General features: G+C 62.1%; 20 protein-coding genes. 11 read left to right on the top strand and 9 right to left on the bottom strand.

Annotated elements, in window-relative coordinates; all coding sequences use genetic code 11:
• Positions 1 to 265: 265 nt before the first annotated feature.
• Together MFF34_RS02610 and MFF34_RS02605 are read left to right on the top strand one after the other, a co-directional pair.
• Positions 266 to 664 (top strand): acyl-CoA thioesterase, encoded by a 399-nt coding sequence (locus tag MFF34_RS02610; protein ID WP_003253317.1) that lies wholly within the window; start codon positions 266 to 268, stop codon positions 662 to 664.
• Positions 665 to 736: 72 nt separating this feature from the next.
• On the top strand, positions 737 to 1,633 hold the full coding sequence (locus MFF34_RS02605; RefSeq protein WP_238210089.1) for a D-hexose-6-phosphate mutarotase: 897 nt from the start codon (positions 737 to 739) through the stop codon (positions 1,631 to 1,633).
• A gap of 123 nt (positions 1,634 to 1,756) precedes the next feature.
• On the opposite strand, the gene MFF34_RS02600 is transcribed toward MFF34_RS02605, so the two are convergent.
• From MFF34_RS02600 to MFF34_RS02580, 5 genes are all read right to left on the bottom strand, one after another.
• Complete coding sequence (locus MFF34_RS02600; protein ID WP_085272156.1) at positions 1,757 to 2,326, bottom strand: DUF3299 domain-containing protein; 570 nt, start codon at positions 2,324 to 2,326, stop codon at positions 1,757 to 1,759.
• Positions 2,327 to 2,338: 12 nt separating this feature from the next.
• A complete protein-coding gene (locus tag MFF34_RS02595) occupies positions 2,339 to 2,584 on the bottom strand; it encodes a GlsB/YeaQ/YmgE family stress response membrane protein (RefSeq protein WP_027592121.1) in 246 nt (81 codons plus the stop codon).
• A gap of 108 nt (positions 2,585 to 2,692) precedes the next feature.
• Entirely contained in the window at positions 2,693 to 3,775 is a 1,083-nt protein-coding gene (locus tag MFF34_RS02590; protein WP_238210087.1) for a 5-(carboxyamino)imidazole ribonucleotide synthase, read from the bottom strand.
• A 10-nt stretch (positions 3,776 to 3,785) separates the two neighbouring features.
• The gene (gene purE, locus MFF34_RS02585) at positions 3,786 to 4,277 is read right to left on the bottom strand and encodes a 5-(carboxyamino)imidazole ribonucleotide mutase (RefSeq protein ID WP_016489856.1); all 492 of its coding nucleotides are present in this window, start codon (positions 4,275 to 4,277) and stop codon (positions 3,786 to 3,788) included.
• Positions 4,278 to 4,448: 171 nt separating this feature from the next.
• A complete protein-coding gene (locus tag MFF34_RS02580) occupies positions 4,449 to 5,381 on the bottom strand; it encodes a LysR substrate-binding domain-containing protein (protein WP_172960396.1) in 933 nt (310 codons plus the stop codon).
• 182 nt (positions 5,382 to 5,563) lie between these two features.
• On the opposite strand from MFF34_RS02580, the gene aspA reads away from it, so the two are divergent.
• From aspA to MFF34_RS02560, 4 genes are all read left to right on the top strand, one after another.
• Complete coding sequence (aspA, locus tag MFF34_RS02575; RefSeq protein ID WP_027592118.1) at positions 5,564 to 6,988, top strand: aspartate ammonia-lyase; 1,425 nt, start codon at positions 5,564 to 5,566, stop codon at positions 6,986 to 6,988.
• Between the two features lie 176 nt (positions 6,989 to 7,164).
• Complete coding sequence (locus MFF34_RS02570) at positions 7,165 to 8,157, top strand: AraC family transcriptional regulator (protein WP_238210079.1); 993 nt, start codon at positions 7,165 to 7,167, stop codon at positions 8,155 to 8,157.
• 161 nt (positions 8,158 to 8,318) lie between these two features.
• Positions 8,319 to 9,362, top strand: a complete 1,044-nt coding sequence (locus MFF34_RS02565) for a histone deacetylase family protein (RefSeq protein ID WP_238210077.1) — start codon at positions 8,319 to 8,321, stop codon at positions 9,360 to 9,362.
• Positions 9,362 to 10,465, top strand: a complete 1,104-nt coding sequence (locus MFF34_RS02560; protein ID WP_099430820.1) for an extracellular solute-binding protein — start codon at positions 9,362 to 9,364, stop codon at positions 10,463 to 10,465. The genes MFF34_RS02565 and MFF34_RS02560 overlap by 1 nt, the downstream gene beginning before the upstream one ends.
• 173 nt (positions 10,466 to 10,638) lie before the next feature.
• On the opposite strand, the gene MFF34_RS02555 is transcribed toward MFF34_RS02560, so the two are convergent.
• Positions 10,639 to 12,168: a PLP-dependent aminotransferase family protein gene (locus tag MFF34_RS02555; RefSeq protein WP_238210075.1), complete on the bottom strand. Its 1,530-nt coding sequence runs from the start codon at positions 12,166 to 12,168 to the stop codon at positions 10,639 to 10,641.
• A gap of 89 nt (positions 12,169 to 12,257) precedes the next feature.
• Here MFF34_RS02555 and MFF34_RS02550 point away from each other — a divergent pair, with 89 nt between their 5' ends.
• From MFF34_RS02550 to MFF34_RS02540, 3 genes are read left to right on the top strand one after another with little or no spacing between them, the layout of a single operon-like run.
• Entirely contained in the window at positions 12,258 to 12,887 is a 630-nt protein-coding gene (locus MFF34_RS02550; protein ID WP_238210066.1) for an FMN-binding negative transcriptional regulator, read from the top strand.
• An 11-nt stretch (positions 12,888 to 12,898) separates the two neighbouring features.
• Positions 12,899 to 13,345 carry a GNAT family N-acetyltransferase gene (locus MFF34_RS02545; protein ID WP_238210064.1) on the top strand — a complete coding sequence of 149 codons (447 nt, stop codon included), beginning with the start codon at positions 12,899 to 12,901 and terminating at the stop codon, positions 13,343 to 13,345.
• 7 nt (positions 13,346 to 13,352) lie between these two features.
• Positions 13,353 to 14,024, top strand: a complete 672-nt coding sequence (locus MFF34_RS02540) for a GNAT family N-acetyltransferase (protein ID WP_238210061.1) — start codon at positions 13,353 to 13,355, stop codon at positions 14,022 to 14,024.
• Here the strand turns inward: MFF34_RS02540 and MFF34_RS02535 are convergent, their stop codons facing one another.
• Positions 14,025 to 14,924, bottom strand: coding sequence for a homocysteine S-methyltransferase family protein (locus MFF34_RS02535; RefSeq protein WP_033693890.1), 900 nt, complete (start codon positions 14,922 to 14,924; stop codon positions 14,025 to 14,027).
• A gap of 105 nt (positions 14,925 to 15,029) precedes the next feature.
• On the opposite strand from MFF34_RS02535, the gene MFF34_RS02530 reads away from it, so the two are divergent.
• Positions 15,030 to 15,851, top strand: a complete 822-nt coding sequence (locus MFF34_RS02530; protein WP_238210059.1) for an ABC transporter substrate-binding protein — start codon at positions 15,030 to 15,032, stop codon at positions 15,849 to 15,851.
• Complete coding sequence (locus MFF34_RS02525; protein ID WP_238210056.1) at positions 15,848 to 16,669, top strand: amino acid ABC transporter permease; 822 nt, start codon at positions 15,848 to 15,850, stop codon at positions 16,667 to 16,669. The genes MFF34_RS02530 and MFF34_RS02525 overlap by 4 nt, the downstream gene beginning before the upstream one ends.
• 9 nt (positions 16,670 to 16,678) lie before the next feature.
• On the opposite strand, the gene MFF34_RS02520 is transcribed toward MFF34_RS02525, so the two are convergent.
• Positions 16,679 to 16,957: a helix-turn-helix transcriptional regulator gene (locus MFF34_RS02520; protein WP_238210054.1), complete on the bottom strand. Its 279-nt coding sequence runs from the start codon at positions 16,955 to 16,957 to the stop codon at positions 16,679 to 16,681.
• Positions 16,954 to 18,279: a type II toxin-antitoxin system HipA family toxin gene (locus MFF34_RS02515; RefSeq protein ID WP_238210052.1), complete on the bottom strand. Its 1,326-nt coding sequence runs from the start codon at positions 18,277 to 18,279 to the stop codon at positions 16,954 to 16,956. The genes MFF34_RS02520 and MFF34_RS02515 overlap by 4 nt, the downstream gene beginning before the upstream one ends.
• Positions 18,280 to 18,378 lie beyond the last annotated feature (99 nt).

Below are 18,378 nucleotides of genomic sequence, written 5' to 3'. Positions count from 1 at the left end.
AAAGCGATACAAAAACCATACAGATATTCATGAATGCGCGGTCGTCGCTGGCCGTTATGCTCTATATACTGGCCGCTCGTAGGAAAAGGTTGCTCCTAGCGTGGGATGTTGTGCGAAAACGCCGGTCTGCATGTCAGGCGGTTTCGCAGAGTTTCCCTACGGCCGCCCAGTGAAACGAAATCGGCGTAGTATGTTTCCAGCTGAATCGTTTACCCGGCCTTTGCGCCACACCAACGAAAGCGTCACGGGTCAGAGGCCCCATCGCATGATTGAGCTCGAACAAGAAGATCCAATCCCGCAAGGCGACCTGGCCTTGCAAATCACCGCACTCCCTCGTGAGACCAACGGCTTTGGTGACATCTTTGGCGGCTGGCTGGTCGCTCAGATGGATTTGGCCGGCACTGCCATGGCCAGCCGTGTCGCGGGTGGCCGTGTGGCCACGGTGGCCATCGATCGCATGGCCTTCCTGGTCCCGGTCGCCGTGGGCGCCCAGCTGTCGTTCTATACCCAGACCCTGGAAATCGGCCGCAGCTCGATCCAGATGATGGTCGAAGTGTGGAGTGACGACCCGCTGTCCAGTGAATGGCGCAAGGTGACCGAAGCGGTATTCGTCTTCGTCGCCATCGACGGCAGTGGCCGCACCCGCTCTGTGCCTCGTCGCTGAGCCACGCCGGCGGTAAACTCATTGCACGTGCCCGGGTCCAAGGCCCACAGGGCAATCAATGAGACGAGTGCAATGGCTACTTTCAAGGTCGACACCGAGCAACACGGCGAACTCAATTGCTGGCGCATCACCAGCGAGCATGCCGAACTACTGATCGCCCAGCAGGGCGCGCAGATCCTCAGCTACCAGCGTGTGGGCGAACCGCCGCTGCTGTGGCTGAGCGACCAGGCCATTTTCCGCCAGGGCAAATCCGTGCGCGCCGGGGTACCGGTGTGCTGGCCGTGGTTTGGCAACCTGCAGCGCAACCCCGCGTCTGTACAAAATATGTACAAGGGCGAACAAGCCCCCGCTCATGGGCTGGTGCGGGGTCGCGACTGGCAGTTGAACAGGGCCGAGCAGGTCGGCGACACGATTCAGCTCGAATTCGAGCTCCCTGCGGCTCAAGGTGACTTGCCCGGCTGGCCGCATGAGCTCGAGCTGAAGCTGCTGATCGAACTGGGCGAACAGCTGAACGTGACGCTGACCAGCTATAACCTCGGCAGCGACAGTGTGACCATCAGCCAGGCCCTGCACAGCTACTTTGCCGTCAGCGACGTGCGCCAGGCGCGGGTCGAGGGTGTGGAGGGGTTGAGCTACATCGAGACCTTGGCCGACTGGGAGCAGCGCCAGCAGCATGGTGCGCTGGCATTTGCCGGGGAGACTGACCGGATCTACCTGGCTACCCCGCAAACCCTGAGCATTGTCGACCCCCACTGGGCGCGGCGGATTACCCTGACCAGCAGTGGCTCGCGCTCAGCGGTGATCTGGAACCCTTGGACCGAGCGGGCGCGGGAGCTGCCGGACATGGCGGATGATGGCTGGCAGCGGATGCTGTGCATCGAGACGGCGAATGTGTGGGATGACGTGGTGACGCTGAGGCCTGGGGCGAGTTGCTCGTTGAGCGTCAGTATCGGCAGTGAAGCGATCTGAGCCTTGCGGTGACTTTACCGGCCTCTTCGCGGGGCAAGCCCGCTCCCACAGGATCATCATAGGTCCCGAGCATTACGGGACCTGTGGGAGCGGGTTTACCCGCGAAGAGGCCGGTGCAGGCAATCAGAGGTCAGCGTCCTCCACCACCCTCACCTTCTGCGCATCCAGCGCATAGGCCGCATCCGCCAGGTCGTTGCTGACCTTCTCCACCTTCAACGCCCCGCTAACCCACAGCGGCGTGTAGATGTCGTCGATTTTCAGCCCCTTCGGATAACGCACCAGCACCAACTGGTTCGGTGGCGGTGGCGGCACGTGGATGCAGGCGCCCGGGTACGGCACCAGGAAAAACAGCGTGCTGTTGCCCTTGGCATCGCTCTCCAGCGGCACCGGGTAACCGCCCAGGCGAATCTGCTTGCCGTTCATGGCGGCCACGGTCTTGGTCGAATACATCACCGCCGGCAACCCTTTGCTCTGCTTGAGCCCGCCCTTGTCGGTGAAGGTGCCCATGGCCTCCGGCGAGTTGTGGTCGATTTCGGGCATCTGCTCAAGGGCCTTCTGGTCCGACTTGGGCATCAGCTCCAGCCAGTCGGTTTCGGGCAGCTCGGCACGGGCCAGGGTGCTGGCCAGAAGCAAGGGGATGAGAAATAAGGCACGCATGAAAATGCTCGGCAACTCGGATGAATTGCCGAGCATTCTAAACGGTATTCAGCGTTTCTTGATTAATCCGTAGATCACCAGAAGGACGACGGCACCGACCAGCGCGCCGAAGAACCCTGCGGCCTGCCCCGCCTGATAAATGCCCAGTGCCTGGCCGCCGTAGGTGGCGAGCAAGGAGCCGGCAATACCCAGCAGGATGGTCATGATCCAGCCCATGCTGTCGTCGCCCGGCTTGATGAAGCGGGCCAGCAGGCCAACGATGAGGCCGATGAAGATGGTTCCAATGATGCCCATGGCAATCCCTCTGCAGTGAAGATGGAACAAGCCAAAGCCTAGACGGGCTTTGGCTTGTTGCCATGTTCAGAGGGCAAGCCGCTTGCAGAAGTTCGATTTACAGCCCGATCAGTTGCTGATCAGCGCCTCTACTTCGGCAATCTTGCGCTCGAGGGTGGCCATGTCCTGGCAACGCAGGGTGGCATGGCCAACCTTGCGCCCGACCTTGAAGGCCTTGCCATAGTGGTGCAGGTGGCAGTCTTCGATGGCAACCACTTTGTCCACCGCGGGTACTTCGCCGATGAAGTTGAGCATGGCGCTTTCACCGACCTTGGCGGTCGAGCCCAGCGGCAGGCCGGCAACGGCGCGCAGGTGGTTCTCGAACTGGCTGCACTCGGCGCCTTCGATGGTCCAGTGCCCGGAGTTGTGCACACGCGGGGCGATTTCGTTGGCCTTCAGGCCACCGTCGACTTCGAAGAACTCGAACGCCATCACGCCGACATAGTCCAGCTGCTTCAGCACACGGCCGACGTAGTCTTCGGCCAGGCCTTGCAGCGGGTGCGCTTCGCTGGCCACCGACAGGCGCAGGATGCCGCTCTCGTGGGTGTTGTGCACCAGCGGATAGAAGCGGGTTTCGCCATCGCGGGCACGGACGGCCACCAGCGAGACTTCGCCGGTGAACGGCACGAAGCCTTCCAGCAGGCACGGCACGCTGCCCAGCTCGGCGAAGGTGTCGACCACGTCTTCAGCACTGCGCAGGACCTTCTGGCCCTTGCCGTCGTAGCCGAGGGTGCGGGTCTTGAGCACCGCTGGCAGGCCAATGCTGGCAACCGCGGCGTCCAGGTCTGCCTGGGAGAGAATGTCGGCGAAGGCCGGGGTCGGAATACCCAGGTCGCGGAACATGCTCTTCTCGAACAGGCGGTCGCGGGCAATACGTAGCGCTTCGGCGCTTGGGTAGACCGGGACGAACTGCGAGAGGAAGGCCACGGTCTCGGCCGGGACGCTTTCGAACTCGAAGGTCACCAGGTCGACTTCGTCGGCCAGCTGGCGCAGAGGGTCCTGGTCACCGTAGTCGGCGCGCAGGTGCTCGCCCAGAGGGGCGGCGCAGGCATCTGCAGCCGGGTCGAGGAACGCGAAGTTCATGCCCAGCGGAGTACCCGCCAGGGCCAGCATGCGGCCGAGCTGGCCACCACCGATTACACCGATCTTCATGGGGTCAGCCTCAAGCCTGGCGCGGGTCTGGATTGTCCAGCACGGTGTCGGTCTGTTCCGTGCGGAACTGCTTGAGCGCCGCGTGGTACTGCGGGTACTTGGCGCCCAGGATGCTCGCCGACAGCAATGCAGCGTTGATCGCGCCCGCCCGGCCGATGGCCAGGGTCGCGACCGGAACGCCCGCCGGCATCTGCACGATCGACAGCAGCGAATCGACACCCGACAGCATCGACGACTGCACCGGCACGCCCAGCACCGGCAGGTGGGTCTTGGCGGCGCACATGCCTGGCAGGTGGGCTGCGCCACCGGCACCGGCGATGATCACCTCGATGCCACGGCCTTCGGCCTCTTCGGCATACTGGAACAGCAGATCCGGGGTGCGGTGGGCGGAAACCACCTTCACTTCGTAGGGAATGCCGAGTTTTTCCAGCATATCGGCGGTGTGGCTAAGGGTGGACCAATCGGACTTGGAGCCCATGATCACGCCAACCAGTGCACTCATCGTCGAGCCTCTTCGCTTGTGCGCCCTTGGGCGCGTCAAAAAACAACAAGCCACGCGGGACGACCGGCGTGGCTTGTTTGCTGATCAGGACCGGAGCTATCCGGTCTAAAGGCCGCGCAGTATACCGTAACCCTGGGCGATGCTGGCACCCCCGGCGACCAACTGTCGGCCTTATTTTTCGGGGCTTTGGCTGACTTTTGGGTCAACCGCCGCCGCCCCTTCCAGCTTGCGCCACAACAAGCGCACGTTGGCCTTGCGCACCAGGGCGCAGCGGTACAGGCGGATTTCCAGGGGCACGTGCCATTGGCTGCCACCGCAGATGGCCAGCTCACCCCGCTCCAGCTCGCCGCGCATCGACAGGCGGGGCACCCAGGCAATGCCCATGCCCTCCAGCGCCATGCTCTTGAGGCTGTCGGCCATGGCGGTTTCATAAACAGTGGTGTAGCGAAGGTTGCGCTGGCGTAGCAGCAGGTTCACCGAACGGCCGAGAAAGGCACCGGCGGTGTAGGCCAAAAGTGGCACGCTGCCCTCGCCTTCCAGGTCGAACAAAGGCTGGCCGTCGGCATCCACGGCACACACCGGCAACATTTCGGTGGTGCCCATGTGCAGCGACGGGAAGATCTCGGCATCCATCTGCAGCGCGGCATCGGGGTCATAGAAGGCCAGCATCAGGTCGCAACCGCCTTCGCGCAGGGCATGCACCGCATCACCCACGTTGGTCGCCACCAGACGGGTGGCGATGTTCAACCCGTCGTTGCGCAACTGGGCCACCCAACGTGGGAAAAACCCCGACGCCAGGGAGTGCGCCGCCGCCACTTGGATAACCTCGCCCTGGCCACCTTCGAGGTGGTGCAAATGGCGCAGAATTTCGCTCAACTGGTCGACAACGGTGCGCGCCGTGACCAGAAACAGCTGCCCGGCCTCGGTCAGTTCAATCGGCGTGCGGGAACGATTCACCAGCTGCAGGCCCAAGGCTGCTTCGAGGCTGCGAATACGTCGACTGAAGGCCGGTTGAGTGACGAAACGCCGCTCTGCCGCCTGCGAAAAACTGCGCGTGGCAGCCAGGGCGCTGAAGTCTTCCAGCCATTTGCTTTCCAGGTTCACGAAGCACATCTCCCGGCGTGCACCAAAATGGAACACGCTCGAATGTCAATTGGCGTCACATGAAACACTATGCCGTTTGTGCATAGGTTAGCGTGCAACAGCATTGGCCGCAAAATCCTCTTCGGGCCTAGGATTAGCGCCATTCCGGCATGTGCCGGGTCAAATTCGAGATGATATACATCATGTCTGCCGCTGCATCGTTCCGCGTCGAAAAAGATCTGCTGGGTACCCTTGAAGTTCCTGCTGATGCCTACTACGGCATCCAGACCCTGCGCGCTGCCAACAACTTCCACCTCTCCGGTGTTCCGCTGTCGCACTACCCGAAACTGGTAGTGGGCCTGGCGATGGTCAAGCAGGCTGCTGCTGACGCCAACCGAGAGCTGGGGCACCTGAGCGATGCCAAGCACGCCGCCATCAGCGCCGCCTGCGGCCGGCTGATCAAAGGCGACTACCACGAGCAGTTCGTGGTGGACATGATTCAAGGCGGTGCTGGTACTTCTACCAACATGAACGCCAACGAAGTCATCGCCAACATCGCGCTGGAGGCCATGGGCCACCAGAAGGGTGAGTACCAGTACCTGCACCCGAACAACGACGTGAACATGGCGCAGTCGACCAACGACGCCTACCCGACTGCTATCCGTCTGGGTCTGCTGCTGGGTCATGACGCCCTGCTCGCCAGCCTCGACAGCCTGATCCAGGCCTTCGCCGCCAAAGGTAAAGAGTTCGACCACGTACTGAAGATGGGCCGTACCCAGCTGCAGGACGCCGTGCCGATGACCCTGGGCCAGGAATTCCGCGCCTTCGCCACCACCATGACCGAAGACCTCAACCGTCTGCGTTCGCTGGCGCCGGAGCTGCTGACCGAAATCAACCTGGGTGGTACTGCCATCGGTACCGGCATCAACGCCGACCCGGGCTACCAGATGCTCGCCGTACAGCGCCTGGCAACCATCAGCGGCCAGCCGCTGGTCCCGGCTGCCGACCTGATCGAAGCCACCTCCGACATGGGCGCCTTCGTGCTGTTCTCCGGCATGCTCAAGCGTACCGCGGTCAAGCTGTCGAAGATCTGCAACGACCTGCGCCTGCTGTCCAGCGGCCCGCGTACCGGCATCAACGAGATCAACCTGCCAGCGCGTCAGCCAGGCAGCTCGATCATGCCAGGCAAGGTCAACCCGGTTATCCCGGAAGCCGTCAACCAAGTGGCCTTCGCCATCATGGGCAACGACCTGGCCCTGACCGTCGCCGCCGAAGGTGGCCAGCTGCAGCTGAACGTGATGGAGCCGCTGATCGCCTACAAGATCTTCGACTCGATCCGCCTGCTCCAGCGCGCCATGGACATGCTGCGCGAGCACTGCATCGTCGGCATCACTGCCAACGAACAGCGCTGCCGTGAACTGGTCGAGCACTCGATCGGCCTGGTCACCGCCCTGAACCCTTACATCGGCTACGAAAACGCCACCCGTATCGCCCGTGTTGCCCTGGAAACAGGCCGCGGTGTGCTGGAACTGGTGCGCGAAGAGAAGCTGCTGGACGAAGAGATGCTCAACGACATCCTGCGCCCAGAAAACATGATCGCACCGCGTCTGGTTCCGCTGAAGGCGTAACCGACCGCTTCACTGTCTCACCAGGTCGAGGGACTAGACACCTCTCAACCTTTCAAAGGCCCGAGCGCATGCATCGGGCCTTTTTTTTGCCTGCATGATCTAGCGCGGTTGCGCTGCCCCAGGTTTGCGGCACACAACTTGCTCCATAATGCATCCCAACCAACGGGATACCGAGCATGCTGCACAGCCACCTGACCACCCTCAACGCGGTTTCGCTGATCCTCAACGTCTTTCAGGCAGAGGGTTGCGAGGCTTCGGCCTTGCTCGCCGGCAGCGGCATCGGCCCGGCGGACCTGGGGCATGCAGACGCGCGCATCACCACCCAGCAAGAGCTGCAGGTGTGTGCCAATGCCGTCGCCCGGCGCGAAGACATCGGCCTGGAGCTGGGCCAGCGCATGCACGTGTCGTGCTATGGCATGCTCGGTTACGCCCTGCTCTCCAGTGCCACTTTGGGTGACGCCTTGCGCCTGGCGCTGCGCTTTCCGGCACTGCTGGGAACAGTCTTCCAGCTGCGCCTGATCGACGACGGCCAGCGTGTCTGGCTCAGCGCCAGCGATTACCGCGACAGCCCGGCGCTGACCGCTTTCAATGCAGAGTTCTGCCTGGTCTCGCTGAAAGTGATCTGCGACAACTTGCTGGGCCGGCCCCTGCCACTGCTCGGTAGCCGCTTCGAGCATGCCCGGCCGGGCTACCACAGCCTTTATACCCGTGCGTTCCAATGCCCGATCGGCTTCGCGGCCGAGGACAACGCCTTTGCCTTCGAGCGGCGCTGGCTGGATACGCCGCTACCGTTGGCCGACCCCATTACCCACAAAGCCATGAGCGAGCGCTGCCGACGCCTGAACCTCGAGTTCACAGGGCGTCAGGCCTGGCTGGGCAAGATACGCCAGCTGCTGGCCCAACAACTGGACGCAGCGCCCGGGCTTGAGGGTTTGGCGCGGCAGATGAACTGCTCATCGCGGACCTTGCGTCGGCATCTGCAGGCGCTGGGCAGCAGTTATCAACAGCTGCTCGATGAGCTGCGTTTCGAGCGGGCCAAGCAGTTGTTGGCCGATGAACAGATGCCGATCTACCGGATTGCCGAAACCTTGGGGTTCAGCGAAACGGCCAGCTTCCGCCATGCGTTCCAGCGCTGGAGTGGCGTGGCGCCCAGCCACTTTCGCGGTTGACCTGTGCGGGCCTCTTCGCGGGCTTGCCCGCGAAGAGGCCCGCACATTAAACCCGGCCAGCGACCTTGGCCACATCGATCCCCTTTTGGCCGTTTGCGTCGTTCTCCGCTACCGGGCTGCCCCTGAAAATGGGACCACGCCAGTCCAACCGGAGAACAACAATGCTGACGATCTATTCCGATGACCACCGCCTGCACCACGGCCGCTGCGAGCTGATCGACGGCAAGCTGATGCCCTGCTTCGAAATGCCTTCGCGCGCCGACCATGTGCTCGATCAAGTGAACAAGCGCCAGCTGGGCGACGTGAAGGCGCCGGACGACTTCGGCCGCGCGCCGCTGCTGCGCATCCACAGCGCCGACTACCTGGACTTCTTTGAAGGCGCTTGGGCGCGCTGGGCCGCTTTGGGCCACGAAGGCGACCTGCTGCCTTTCACCTGGCCAGCCCGCACCCTGCGCCAGGTCAAACCCACCGGCCTGCATGGTGAGCTTGGCTACTACAGCTTCGACGCCGGCGCGCCGATTACCGCCGGTACCTGGCAAGCCGCCTACAGCGCCGCCCAGGTCGCGCTCACCGCCCAGGCCGCCATCCAGCAAGGCGCTCATTCGGCGTTCGCCCTGTGCCGCCCACCGGGGCACCATGCCGCCGGCGAAGTCATGGGCGGTTACTGCTACCTGAACAACGCTGCCATCGCTGCCCAGGCCTTCCTGGACCAAGGCCGCGCCAAGGTCGCCATCCTCGACGTCGACTATCACCACGGCAACGGCACCCAAGACATCTTCTACAGCCGCAGCGATGTGTTCTTCGCCTCGATCCACGGCGACCCGCAGGACGAATTCCCGTTCTTCCTCGGCTATGCCGACGAGACGGGCGAAGGCGCAGGTGAAGGCTGCAACATCAACTACCCGTTGCCGGCCGGCAGTGACTGGGCCGCCTGGAGCGCAGCGCTGGAAGACGCGTGCCAGCGCATCGCTGCCTACGACGCCGATGTGCTGGTGATCTCGCTCGGGGTAGACACCTTCAAGGACGACCCAATCTCCCAGTTCAAGCTGGACAGCCCTGACTACCTGGAAATGGGCAAACGCATCGCCCAGCTCGGCAAGCCGACCCTGTTCGTGATGGAAGGCGGCTACGCTGTGGAAGAAATCGGCATCAACGCGGTCAATGTGCTGGAAGGTTTCCAGCGCGCCCAGCCAGGAGCCCGATAATGGCCCGACTCAAGCGTCTGCTCGCCCCGATCATCGCTGCCACCCTGTTCACCGGCGCCCTGCAGGCCCAGGCCGAACAGCGCACCCTGCGGGTCTACAACTGGTTCGACTACATCACCCCGCAGACCTTGGTCGACTTTCAGAAAGACAGCGGCGTAAAGCTGATCTACGACATTTTCGACACCAACGAGGCACTGGAAGCCAAGCTGTTGACCGGTAACTCCGGGTATGACGTGGTGGTGCCGTCCAACGTGTTCCTTGCCAAGCAGATCGAGGCTGGCGTGTTCCAGCCACTGGACCGCAGCAAGTTGCCGAACTGGCAACACCTGGACCCGGCCCTGATGAAGCTGATCGAGGCCAACGACCCCGGCAACAAGTTTGCCGTGCCCTACATGTACGGCACCGTGCTGATCGGCTTCAACCCGGCCAAGGTCAAGGCTGCGCTGGGTGAGAACGCACCTGTGGACAGCTGGGACCTAATCTTTAAGGAAGAGAACATCGCCAAGCTCAAGCAGTGCGGCGTTGCCTTGCTCGATTCGCCCTCGGAGATCTTGCCACTGGCTCTGCAATACCTGGGCTTGCCGCCCAACAGCGACAAGCCGGCCGACTACAAGAAGGCCGAGGAGCTGCTGCTGAAGATTCGCCCGCACGTCACGTACTTCCATTCCTCCAAGTACATGGCCGACATCGCCAACGGCGACATCTGCGTGGCGGTGGGCTACAGCGGCAGCTTCTCCCAGGCCGCCAACCGGGCCCGCGATGCGAAGAATGGCGTGGTGGTCGACATGCGCCTGCCCAAGGAAGGTGCGCCGATCTGGTTCGATATGCTGGCCATTCCGAAAAACGCCGCCAACGCCGAAGACGCCCACACCTTCATCAACTACCTGCTGCGCCCGGAGGTGATTGCGCCGATCAGTGATTTTGTCGGCTATCCGAACCCAAACAAGGACGCCACCGAGAAGGTGAACCCGGCGATTCGCAATAACCCCAACCTTTACCCGACGGCGGAAGCGATGGCCAAGCTGTACACCCTCAAGCCGTTGCCACGCGACGCCGAGCGCGCGCGCACCAGGGCCTGGACGCGCATCAAGTCCGGCACCTAAGGGTATGTAGGCCACAGCCCACATCGCTGTAGGAGCAGCCTTGCGCTGCGAAGAGGCCAGTAACCCCAGCAGCATCTTCGCTGCCTTTACCGGCCTCTTCGCAGCACAAGGCTGCTCCTACCGGGGGAAGGCTTGGCGCAAAGGGTGGCGTTTGGGCCGCACAGCGGCCCCCTTCACTTTCGCCAGGCACTGCGCAATCGCATCAGTGCATTGGCGATGTCGCCTTCCGGCACGGCCGCAAACCCCAGCACCAACCCTGCCCGCTTATCCACAGGCACCTCGCTGTCATCCAACCAGTAACTACTCAGTGGATTCACCTCAACGCCAACCGCTTCAGCCTTGGCGACCAAGGCTTGTTCCCGCGCAAAGTTATCCACATCCACCTTCACGTGCAGCCCCGCCGCCACTTCCGGCATGGCGCCCAAGCCTGGAACATCCACAGGCCAGCCCGCCTTGAGCACGTTGCGCCGGCTCAACGCGGCCCGGCGCATACGCCGGATGTGCCGCTGGAAATGCCCTTGGGCCATGAACTCGGCCATCACGCACTGGCTACTGACCTCCGAATGCCGCATGGCCAACGCCCGCCCCTGGCTGAAGGCCTGCACCAGGCGCCCGGGCAGCACCAGGTAGCCCAGGCGTAACGCGGGGAAGGCAATCTTGCCGAACGTGCCGATGTACAGCACCCGCCCCTGCCGGTCCAATGCCGCCAGCGGTGCCAATGGCGCACCGCTGTAGCGGTACTCGCCGTCGTAATCGTCTTCGATGATCCAGCCATCGCTGCGCTCGGCCCAGGCCAGCAATGCCAGGCGCCGTGCCAGGCTCATGGTCACCCCGGTCGGGTACTGGTGGGCCGGCGTCACATAGGCCAGGCGGCAGTCCGCCAGCTGCATCAGCCGCTGGCAATCCATGCCCTCGTCATCCACTGGCACGCCCATCACCCTGCCACCCGCCACGGCGAAGGTATGCCCGGCGGCCCGGTAGCCCGGGTTTTCCACAGCCACCCCCTCGCCACGCTGCAACAGCAACTGTGCACAAAGGCTGATGGCCTGCTGTGCACCACTGGTGATCACAATTTGTTCAGCCGTGCACGATAAGCCCCGCGAACGACGTAAATAGGTGGCAATCAGCTCGCGCAGCTGCAGCTCGCCTGCGGGTTCACCGTAGCCCAGCTGCGCAGGGTCCGGGTTACGCCAGAAACCCGCTTGCAGCTTGGCCCAGACGTCAAACGGGAACAGATCGAAGGCCGGAATCCCCACCCGGAATGCGCGCGGCGCGCCACTTCTGGGAGGCGGCAAATGGTTACTTTTCAGACGCTCCAAAGGCTCGCTGGTGCGCTCACAGCTGGATAAATCCTCAGTCTTTTCTGAGGAAAATGTGGATAAACCTGTTGATAACCCTAGGGATAACCCTGTGGACAGTTGTGTGGATAGTTTATCGAGCTGGGTGACATAGGTGCCGTCCCCCACCCGGCTCTCGATATACCCTTCGGCATACAACTGGTCGTAGGCACGCACCACACTGTTGCGCGACAGCGCGAGGATGGCTGCCAGGTCACGGCTGGCCGGTAACCGCGTGCCGCTGCTCAAGCGCCCATCCAGCACCCGTGCACGCAAGGCCTGGTAAAGCTGCTGGCTGAGCCCTCGCTGGCGGTCCAGCACGATGCCAGCGGGGTCGAAGGGCAAGATGAGGGGGCGCTTGTTCACCGTATTGGACCTGTCAAATCAGTCATAAATGGATCTTACACAGAACCAATAGCCTGCCTAGGATGGAGGCATTCGACAAGGAACCCACCATGTACAACAGCAAGCCCCACCAGGAACACGACCTCGATCGCCTGCACCAGCACATGGCCGATACTCGCCTTGCCGTGCTTATCAGCCACGGCGAACACGGGCTGCTGGCCACCCACCTGCCGGTGTTGATCGACCCCGAGCAAGGCGAGTTCGGCACGGTCTACGCGCACCTGGCGCGGGCCAACGCTCAGTGGAAAGACCTGGAGCAAGGCACTGAAGCGCTGCTGGTGTTCCCCGGCGCTGACGCATATGTCAGCCCCAGTTACTACCCCAGCAAGGCCGAGAACCCCAAGGTGGTACCGACCTGGAACTACCTGGCGGTGCACGCCTACGGCCCGGTTGAAGTGATCCACGAAGCCGCGCCGCTGCTGCAGATCGTCAGCCGCCTGACCGACCGTCACGAGCAGGGCCGCAGTGAACCCTGGAAGGTCTCCGACGCCCCCAGCGACTACATCGACGGCATGCTGCGCGCGATTGTCGGCATACGCCTGCCGATCGCCCGCCTGCAAGGCGCCCGCAAGCTCAGCCAAAACCGTTCGCCCGAGGACATCGCAGGCGTGCGTGAAGGCCTGAGCGGCAGTGCCGACTACCCTGACAACCAACTGGCGGCACACATGCGCCAACTCTGAAGGAAAAGCCCATGCCCAGCGTCACTCTGCGCCCCGTCAGCGCCAACGACCATGCAGCCTGGCTTGCCCTGTGGCAGGCCTACTTGCGCTTCTACGAAACCGAGTTGGCCGAAGCAATCAGCGCCAACACCTGGCAGCGCCTGCTCGACCCCAACGAGCCCACCCACTCGGCCCTGGCCTGGGTCGATGGCAAGGCCGTAGGAATGGTCAACTGGATCTATCATCGTTCCAACTGGAGCATCGAAAATTCGTGCTACCTGCAGGACCTTTATGTGGATAACACGCAGCGTGGCCTGGGCATCGGCCGCCAACTGATCGAGCATGTCTACGCCACTGCCAAAGCTGCCAACTGCGCTAAGGTGCACTGGCTGACCCACGAGACCAACGCCACCGCCATCAGCCTGTACCAACAGGTCGCCGAGCGGCCGGGCTTCATTCAATTCCGCAAAGGGCTGTAGGCACGACATGACTGACGCACTGAACTGGAAACCCGCCACCGCGCCCACCGCAGCGCCCATCGAGGGCCGCTTCATCCGCCTGGAAAAACTCGACCCGGCGCGCCACGGCGATGACCTCTGGGACGTACTGCAAGGCCCGGATGCAGACCCGGTTCTGTGGGATTACCTGCCTTATGGGCCATTCCCGGAACGCGGCGCCTTCGACCGCTGGCTGCAAGGCAATGCCGCCAGCCCAGACCCGTTGTTCTTTACCGTCATCGACCGCCCCACCGGCCAAGCCCAGGGCATTCTCAGCCTGATGTCGATCGTGCCCGATCATGGCCGCATCGAGATCGGCCACATCGCCTTCGGCGCCGCCATGCAGCGCACGCCCAAGGGCACCGAAGCGGTGTACCTGCTGGGCAAGCGGGCGTTCGAGCTGGGCAACCGCAGGCTTGAGTGGAAGTGCAACAACGCCAATGCCCGCTCCAAGCGCGCGGCAGAACGGTTTGGCTTTGTCTACGAAGGGGTTTTCCGCAAGCACCTGGTGGTCAAGGACCACAACCGCGACACCGCGTGGTACTCGGTTACCGATGATGAATGGCCACAGGTAGCGGCAGGGTTCGAGCGCTGGTTGAGTGCCGACAACCAGCGCCCTGAGGGGCAAGCCAGGACGCTGGAAGCCTGCCGCAACGGGTGATCAGGCCAGGTTGGCCTTGAGCGCCGAAATGTGCTCCGGGCCAATCCCACAGCAACCGCCGAGCAGGCTCGCGCCGCGTTGCCGCCAGTTGCTGGCCCAGCTCAGGTAGCCCGGTGGGTCAAGGTCTTCACGCAGCTCATCGAGGCCATCGTTGGCGGTGGCGTCCTTGGGCTGTGGCGGGAAGGCATTGGCGTAGGCGCCGATGGCGATGTCCACGCCCAGGCGCTCGAAGGTCTCGCGCGCCACATCCAGCGCCGCGCCAATCACCTCAGGCTGGCTGCAGTTGAACAACAGCGTACTGACACCCAGCCCGGCAATCGCTTCGGCCGCGTCGGCGACCGTTTGTCCGGAACGCAGCCGCGGCACGTCGATGTCACCTTCGTCCTGCAGCGTGAACGATACCCAGAACGGCCTGCCGTCCTGTGGCAATTGCGCGCCGATGGCCCGAACTTCTTCGATCGAGCTCTGGGTTTCTGCCAGCCACAGGTCCACGTAGGGCGACAGGCCGGCCAGCAGGGGGGTCAGCACTTCGGCGACGCGCTCGGGCTGATACAGGTCCGGGCGATAAGAGCCGAACAACGGCGGCAGCGAACCGGCAACGCGTACCGGCGCGGCAGCCGCATCGGCTGCCGCACGGGCCAATTGCCCCGCCGTTGCAGCCAATGTGCGCCCTTCCTGGGCGAACCGCTCTTCACCAATATGGAAGGGCACTACCGCATAGCTGTTGCTGGTGATGACCTGAGCCCCGGCCTCGATATACGCCGTATGCACCGCCAGCACCGCCTCAGGTGCTTCGCTCAAGGCCAGCGCTGACCACTCGGGCTGCCGAAACGGCGCACCACGACGCTGCAGCTCTCGCCCCATACCGCCATCCAGAATTACCAGCGATCGTTCGCCCATATGACTATCACTTATATGTTTATGAATAAAATTCATTAGTGTGCAACTTGTTATAACTATTAAATACCCAGCACCGATTGTCCAACAACTTTTTCAGGTACTTCCATGCGCTTGCTTACCTTGCTCGGCACCGGCCTCATCGCCCTGTGTGCCACCACTCAAGCCTTCGCAGGCGCCACGTTGGAGCGAGTGGAATCGCGCAAGGAAATGGTCAACGTGCTGATGGAAAGCTATCCGCCGTTCTCGTTCCTGAACGCGCAGAACCAGCTCGATGGTTTTGACGTGGATGTGGCCAAGGCCGTCGCCGACAAGCTGGGCGTCAAGCTGCGCCTGGAAACGCCATCTTGGGATGTGATTGCCGCGGGCCGCTGGAGTGGCCGCTACGACCTTTGCATCTGCTCCATGACGCCAAGCAAGGCGCGCGCCGAGGTGTTTGATTTCCCGGTCGAGTACTACGCCTCGCCCGCCGTGATCGTGGTCAACGCCAAGGACGATCGCATTCATTCGGCCAAAGACCTGGATGGCCGCAAGGTCGGCTTGACCAGCGCATCCAGCTACGAGAGCTACCTGAACAAGAACCTGGTCATCGAAGGCAACGAAGACAAAAAAATCGATTACCCCTTCGAAATGGTGCAAATCGCCCCCTACGACACCGACAACGTCGCCTTCCAGGACCTGGGCCTGGGTGCCGGCGTGCGCCTGGACGCGATCCTGACCAACCTGGTCACCGCCCAGCCCCGCCTCGACCAGGACAAACGCTTCAAACTGGCCGGCGCGCCGCTTTATGAAGAACCCAACTCGGTGGCCATCGAAAAAGGCGACCCGGAGTGGGATGCCAAGCTGCGCCAAGTATTCGCCGAGCTCAAGGCCGACGGTACCTTGGCCAAGCTGTCCCAGAAATGGATCGGCGCCGATATCAGTAAATGAGTGCTCATCAACCTGCCCCTCGCCCGACTGCCAAAGCCTCGGGCGCTGGACTGTTCGGATTCCGCACACGCCTATACCTGACCTGGGTTGGGCTATTTGTGCTGTTTGCCGCGTTTTTCCTGAGCTTTGACCTCAAGTTTTCGATCATTGTCGAGAAATTCCCGTATCTGGCGGGGTTCAAGCTGGGGCCGAACGGCTTCTTGCAGGGTGCGGCACTGACCCTGTTCCTGTGCGTGTGCTCCATCGTCGTTTCCGTGGCACTGGGCTTCGCTGCAGCGCTGGCACGCCTGTCGAGCAGCGCAGTGCTGCTGGGCATCGCCAGCTTCTACACGTCGTTCTTCCGTGGCACACCGCTGCTGATCCAGATCCTGCTGATCTACCTGGGCTTGCCGCAGCTCGGTGTGGTGCCTGGGGCCATCAGTGCTGGCATCATCGCCCTGTCGCTGAACTATGGCGCCTACCTCAGCGAAATCTTCCGAGCCGGCATACTTGGCGTGGCCCCCGGGCAACGCCAGGCGGCGATGGCCCTGGGCCTCGGCCCCGCGCAGATCTTCTGGCACGTCACCCTGCCCCAGGCCATGCGCACCATCATCCCGCCAAGCGCCAACCAGTTCATTTCGATGCTCAAGGACTCGTCGCTGATTTCGGTGATGGGCGTGTGGGAAGTGATGTTCCTGGCCCAGTCCTATGGCCGTTCCAGCTACCGCTACCTGGAGATGCTGACGACCGCAGCGGTGATCTACTGGGTGCTGTCGATTTTGCTGGAACTGGTGCAGGCCAAGCTGGAGCGGCATTTTGACAAGGGCTATCAGCACTGAAAGCCGGCGTCAGATGACCTGACGCTGGCGTCTGACCACACCTACCTGAAGACCAAACGGGCGAAGTACGGCATTCATTGATTTAAGAGTAGGGTTGCCATCGCCCCCCTCGATCTGGATAAGGGTGCGCAACGATACCTTGCACATGCGAGCAAACTGGGACTGTTGAAGCCCTGCCACCGTCACGCGCAAATGACGTACCGCCGTCCCCATGTCCCACGTACCGTCGGCGATCCATTGCTGAACATCATCAATGACTTTGGCCCGTTGCTCGGGTGTCAGTGTCATAGCAGGCCCCACCCTCTAAAACGCTGCTCGAGTTGTCTTAGCGCGACAGCAGGATGATTCATCACCACCTCCGGCAAGCCAGAGTCGCGGAGCAGATCCGGAAGTGCCAACAGCAGAGCCGCATCCTGACGCAAGTGTTCGAACGCCTGCTCAGGACTGATCAATGGCGATAGGCTCTCACACGCCCTGCGCCAGTCGACCTCTCCAGCACGCTCAATATCGGATGACCATTTGGTCGTGCGGGTGACACCTTCGGCATCCAACACCATGGGCGCCAAATCGTAGATCGGCGCCAACCGCAACCTGTCATCATCGCGAATGACGGCCATGTTGCGCCCATGATTGTCCGAGTTGCCCAGTATCTTGTTGATCAGGTCTCGGCGCAGGTACTCGGCAATCAGGTCATTTACCTGTTGCTCTTGACCGGCCTCTTTCCAGAGCCGTACCAAGCCCATCAGCACGTCCCGGTGGTCCAGTCGGCTACCGGCCAGGGTGATGCCGGCCAACGAATAGATAGACTCCACGGCAAATCGCTCTACGCCATGTTCAGTCACTTTGCGGTCGAACCTGCGCATCCAGAGACTGGGTTTCTCACCCTCTTCCAAGGCCATTTCATCGGTGGCCACCGTCTCGATACCCAGCGCGTGCAATGCCCGGTAATACAGGTACTCGGCCCTGAGTATTTCCTGATCATGTTTAAGGGCTTGGTTGCGAGCGAATTTGATGAACCAATGTCGTCTGGCCTGTGCATCCGCAAGGGCAGCATCTGGGTACAGCAGACCGTCTTGGCCTTCTGTCATCAACAGTTTGGGCGCCTCTCCCCCCGCGCCGGTCGCTCCGCCCATTGCAGCACCCTGCTCATACGCGTACTCGAGAAATTGCTGATCACGACTGACTACATCCTGCCTGCTGAACCCCATCGGCTCACGCGTGTCGAGGTGCGCCATCGACTCCTTGACCCGCAGGTTACCTATTGGAGCTGGTGTGCTTCTGGCTAGCAGGAACATGTCGTCACTCAGGCCCTCCGGTTTCTCTCGCCCCATATGCGCCAGCAGAAATCGCTTCGCAGCCCCCGAAGGCGCGATGTCATGGATGAATGCAGGGGCTTCGGAGAGCGAAAAACTATCGAAATCCACAGGCAAGCGAGCACTTACCGCTTTCGCGAACTGACTCTGGTAAGCATCAAGGTTGGCCCTGATGTAGGACGATTCATAGGCAATTGAGCAAGGGCCGACGAAGCCCTGTTCCGGCTGAGCGAAAGAGAGCGTCATCGCATCCTGCCAAACGCAATCAGCATAGATTTGTAGCGTTATCGAGTACATGACCAAGGCCCACAGGCAGCAACACCTGCAATATAGTGCATATTTGACGACCAGAAACCCACTATTTATGCATTAAAATGCATATTTTCAACCGCTACC

Origin of the sequence: Pseudomonas sp. PAGU 2196 (genome assembly GCF_022179005.1) — a bacterium.
Classification (GTDB): domain Bacteria; phylum Pseudomonadota; class Gammaproteobacteria; order Pseudomonadales; family Pseudomonadaceae; genus Aquipseudomonas; species Aquipseudomonas kermanshahensis.
This window is presented reverse-complemented; position numbering and strand designations above follow the sequence as displayed.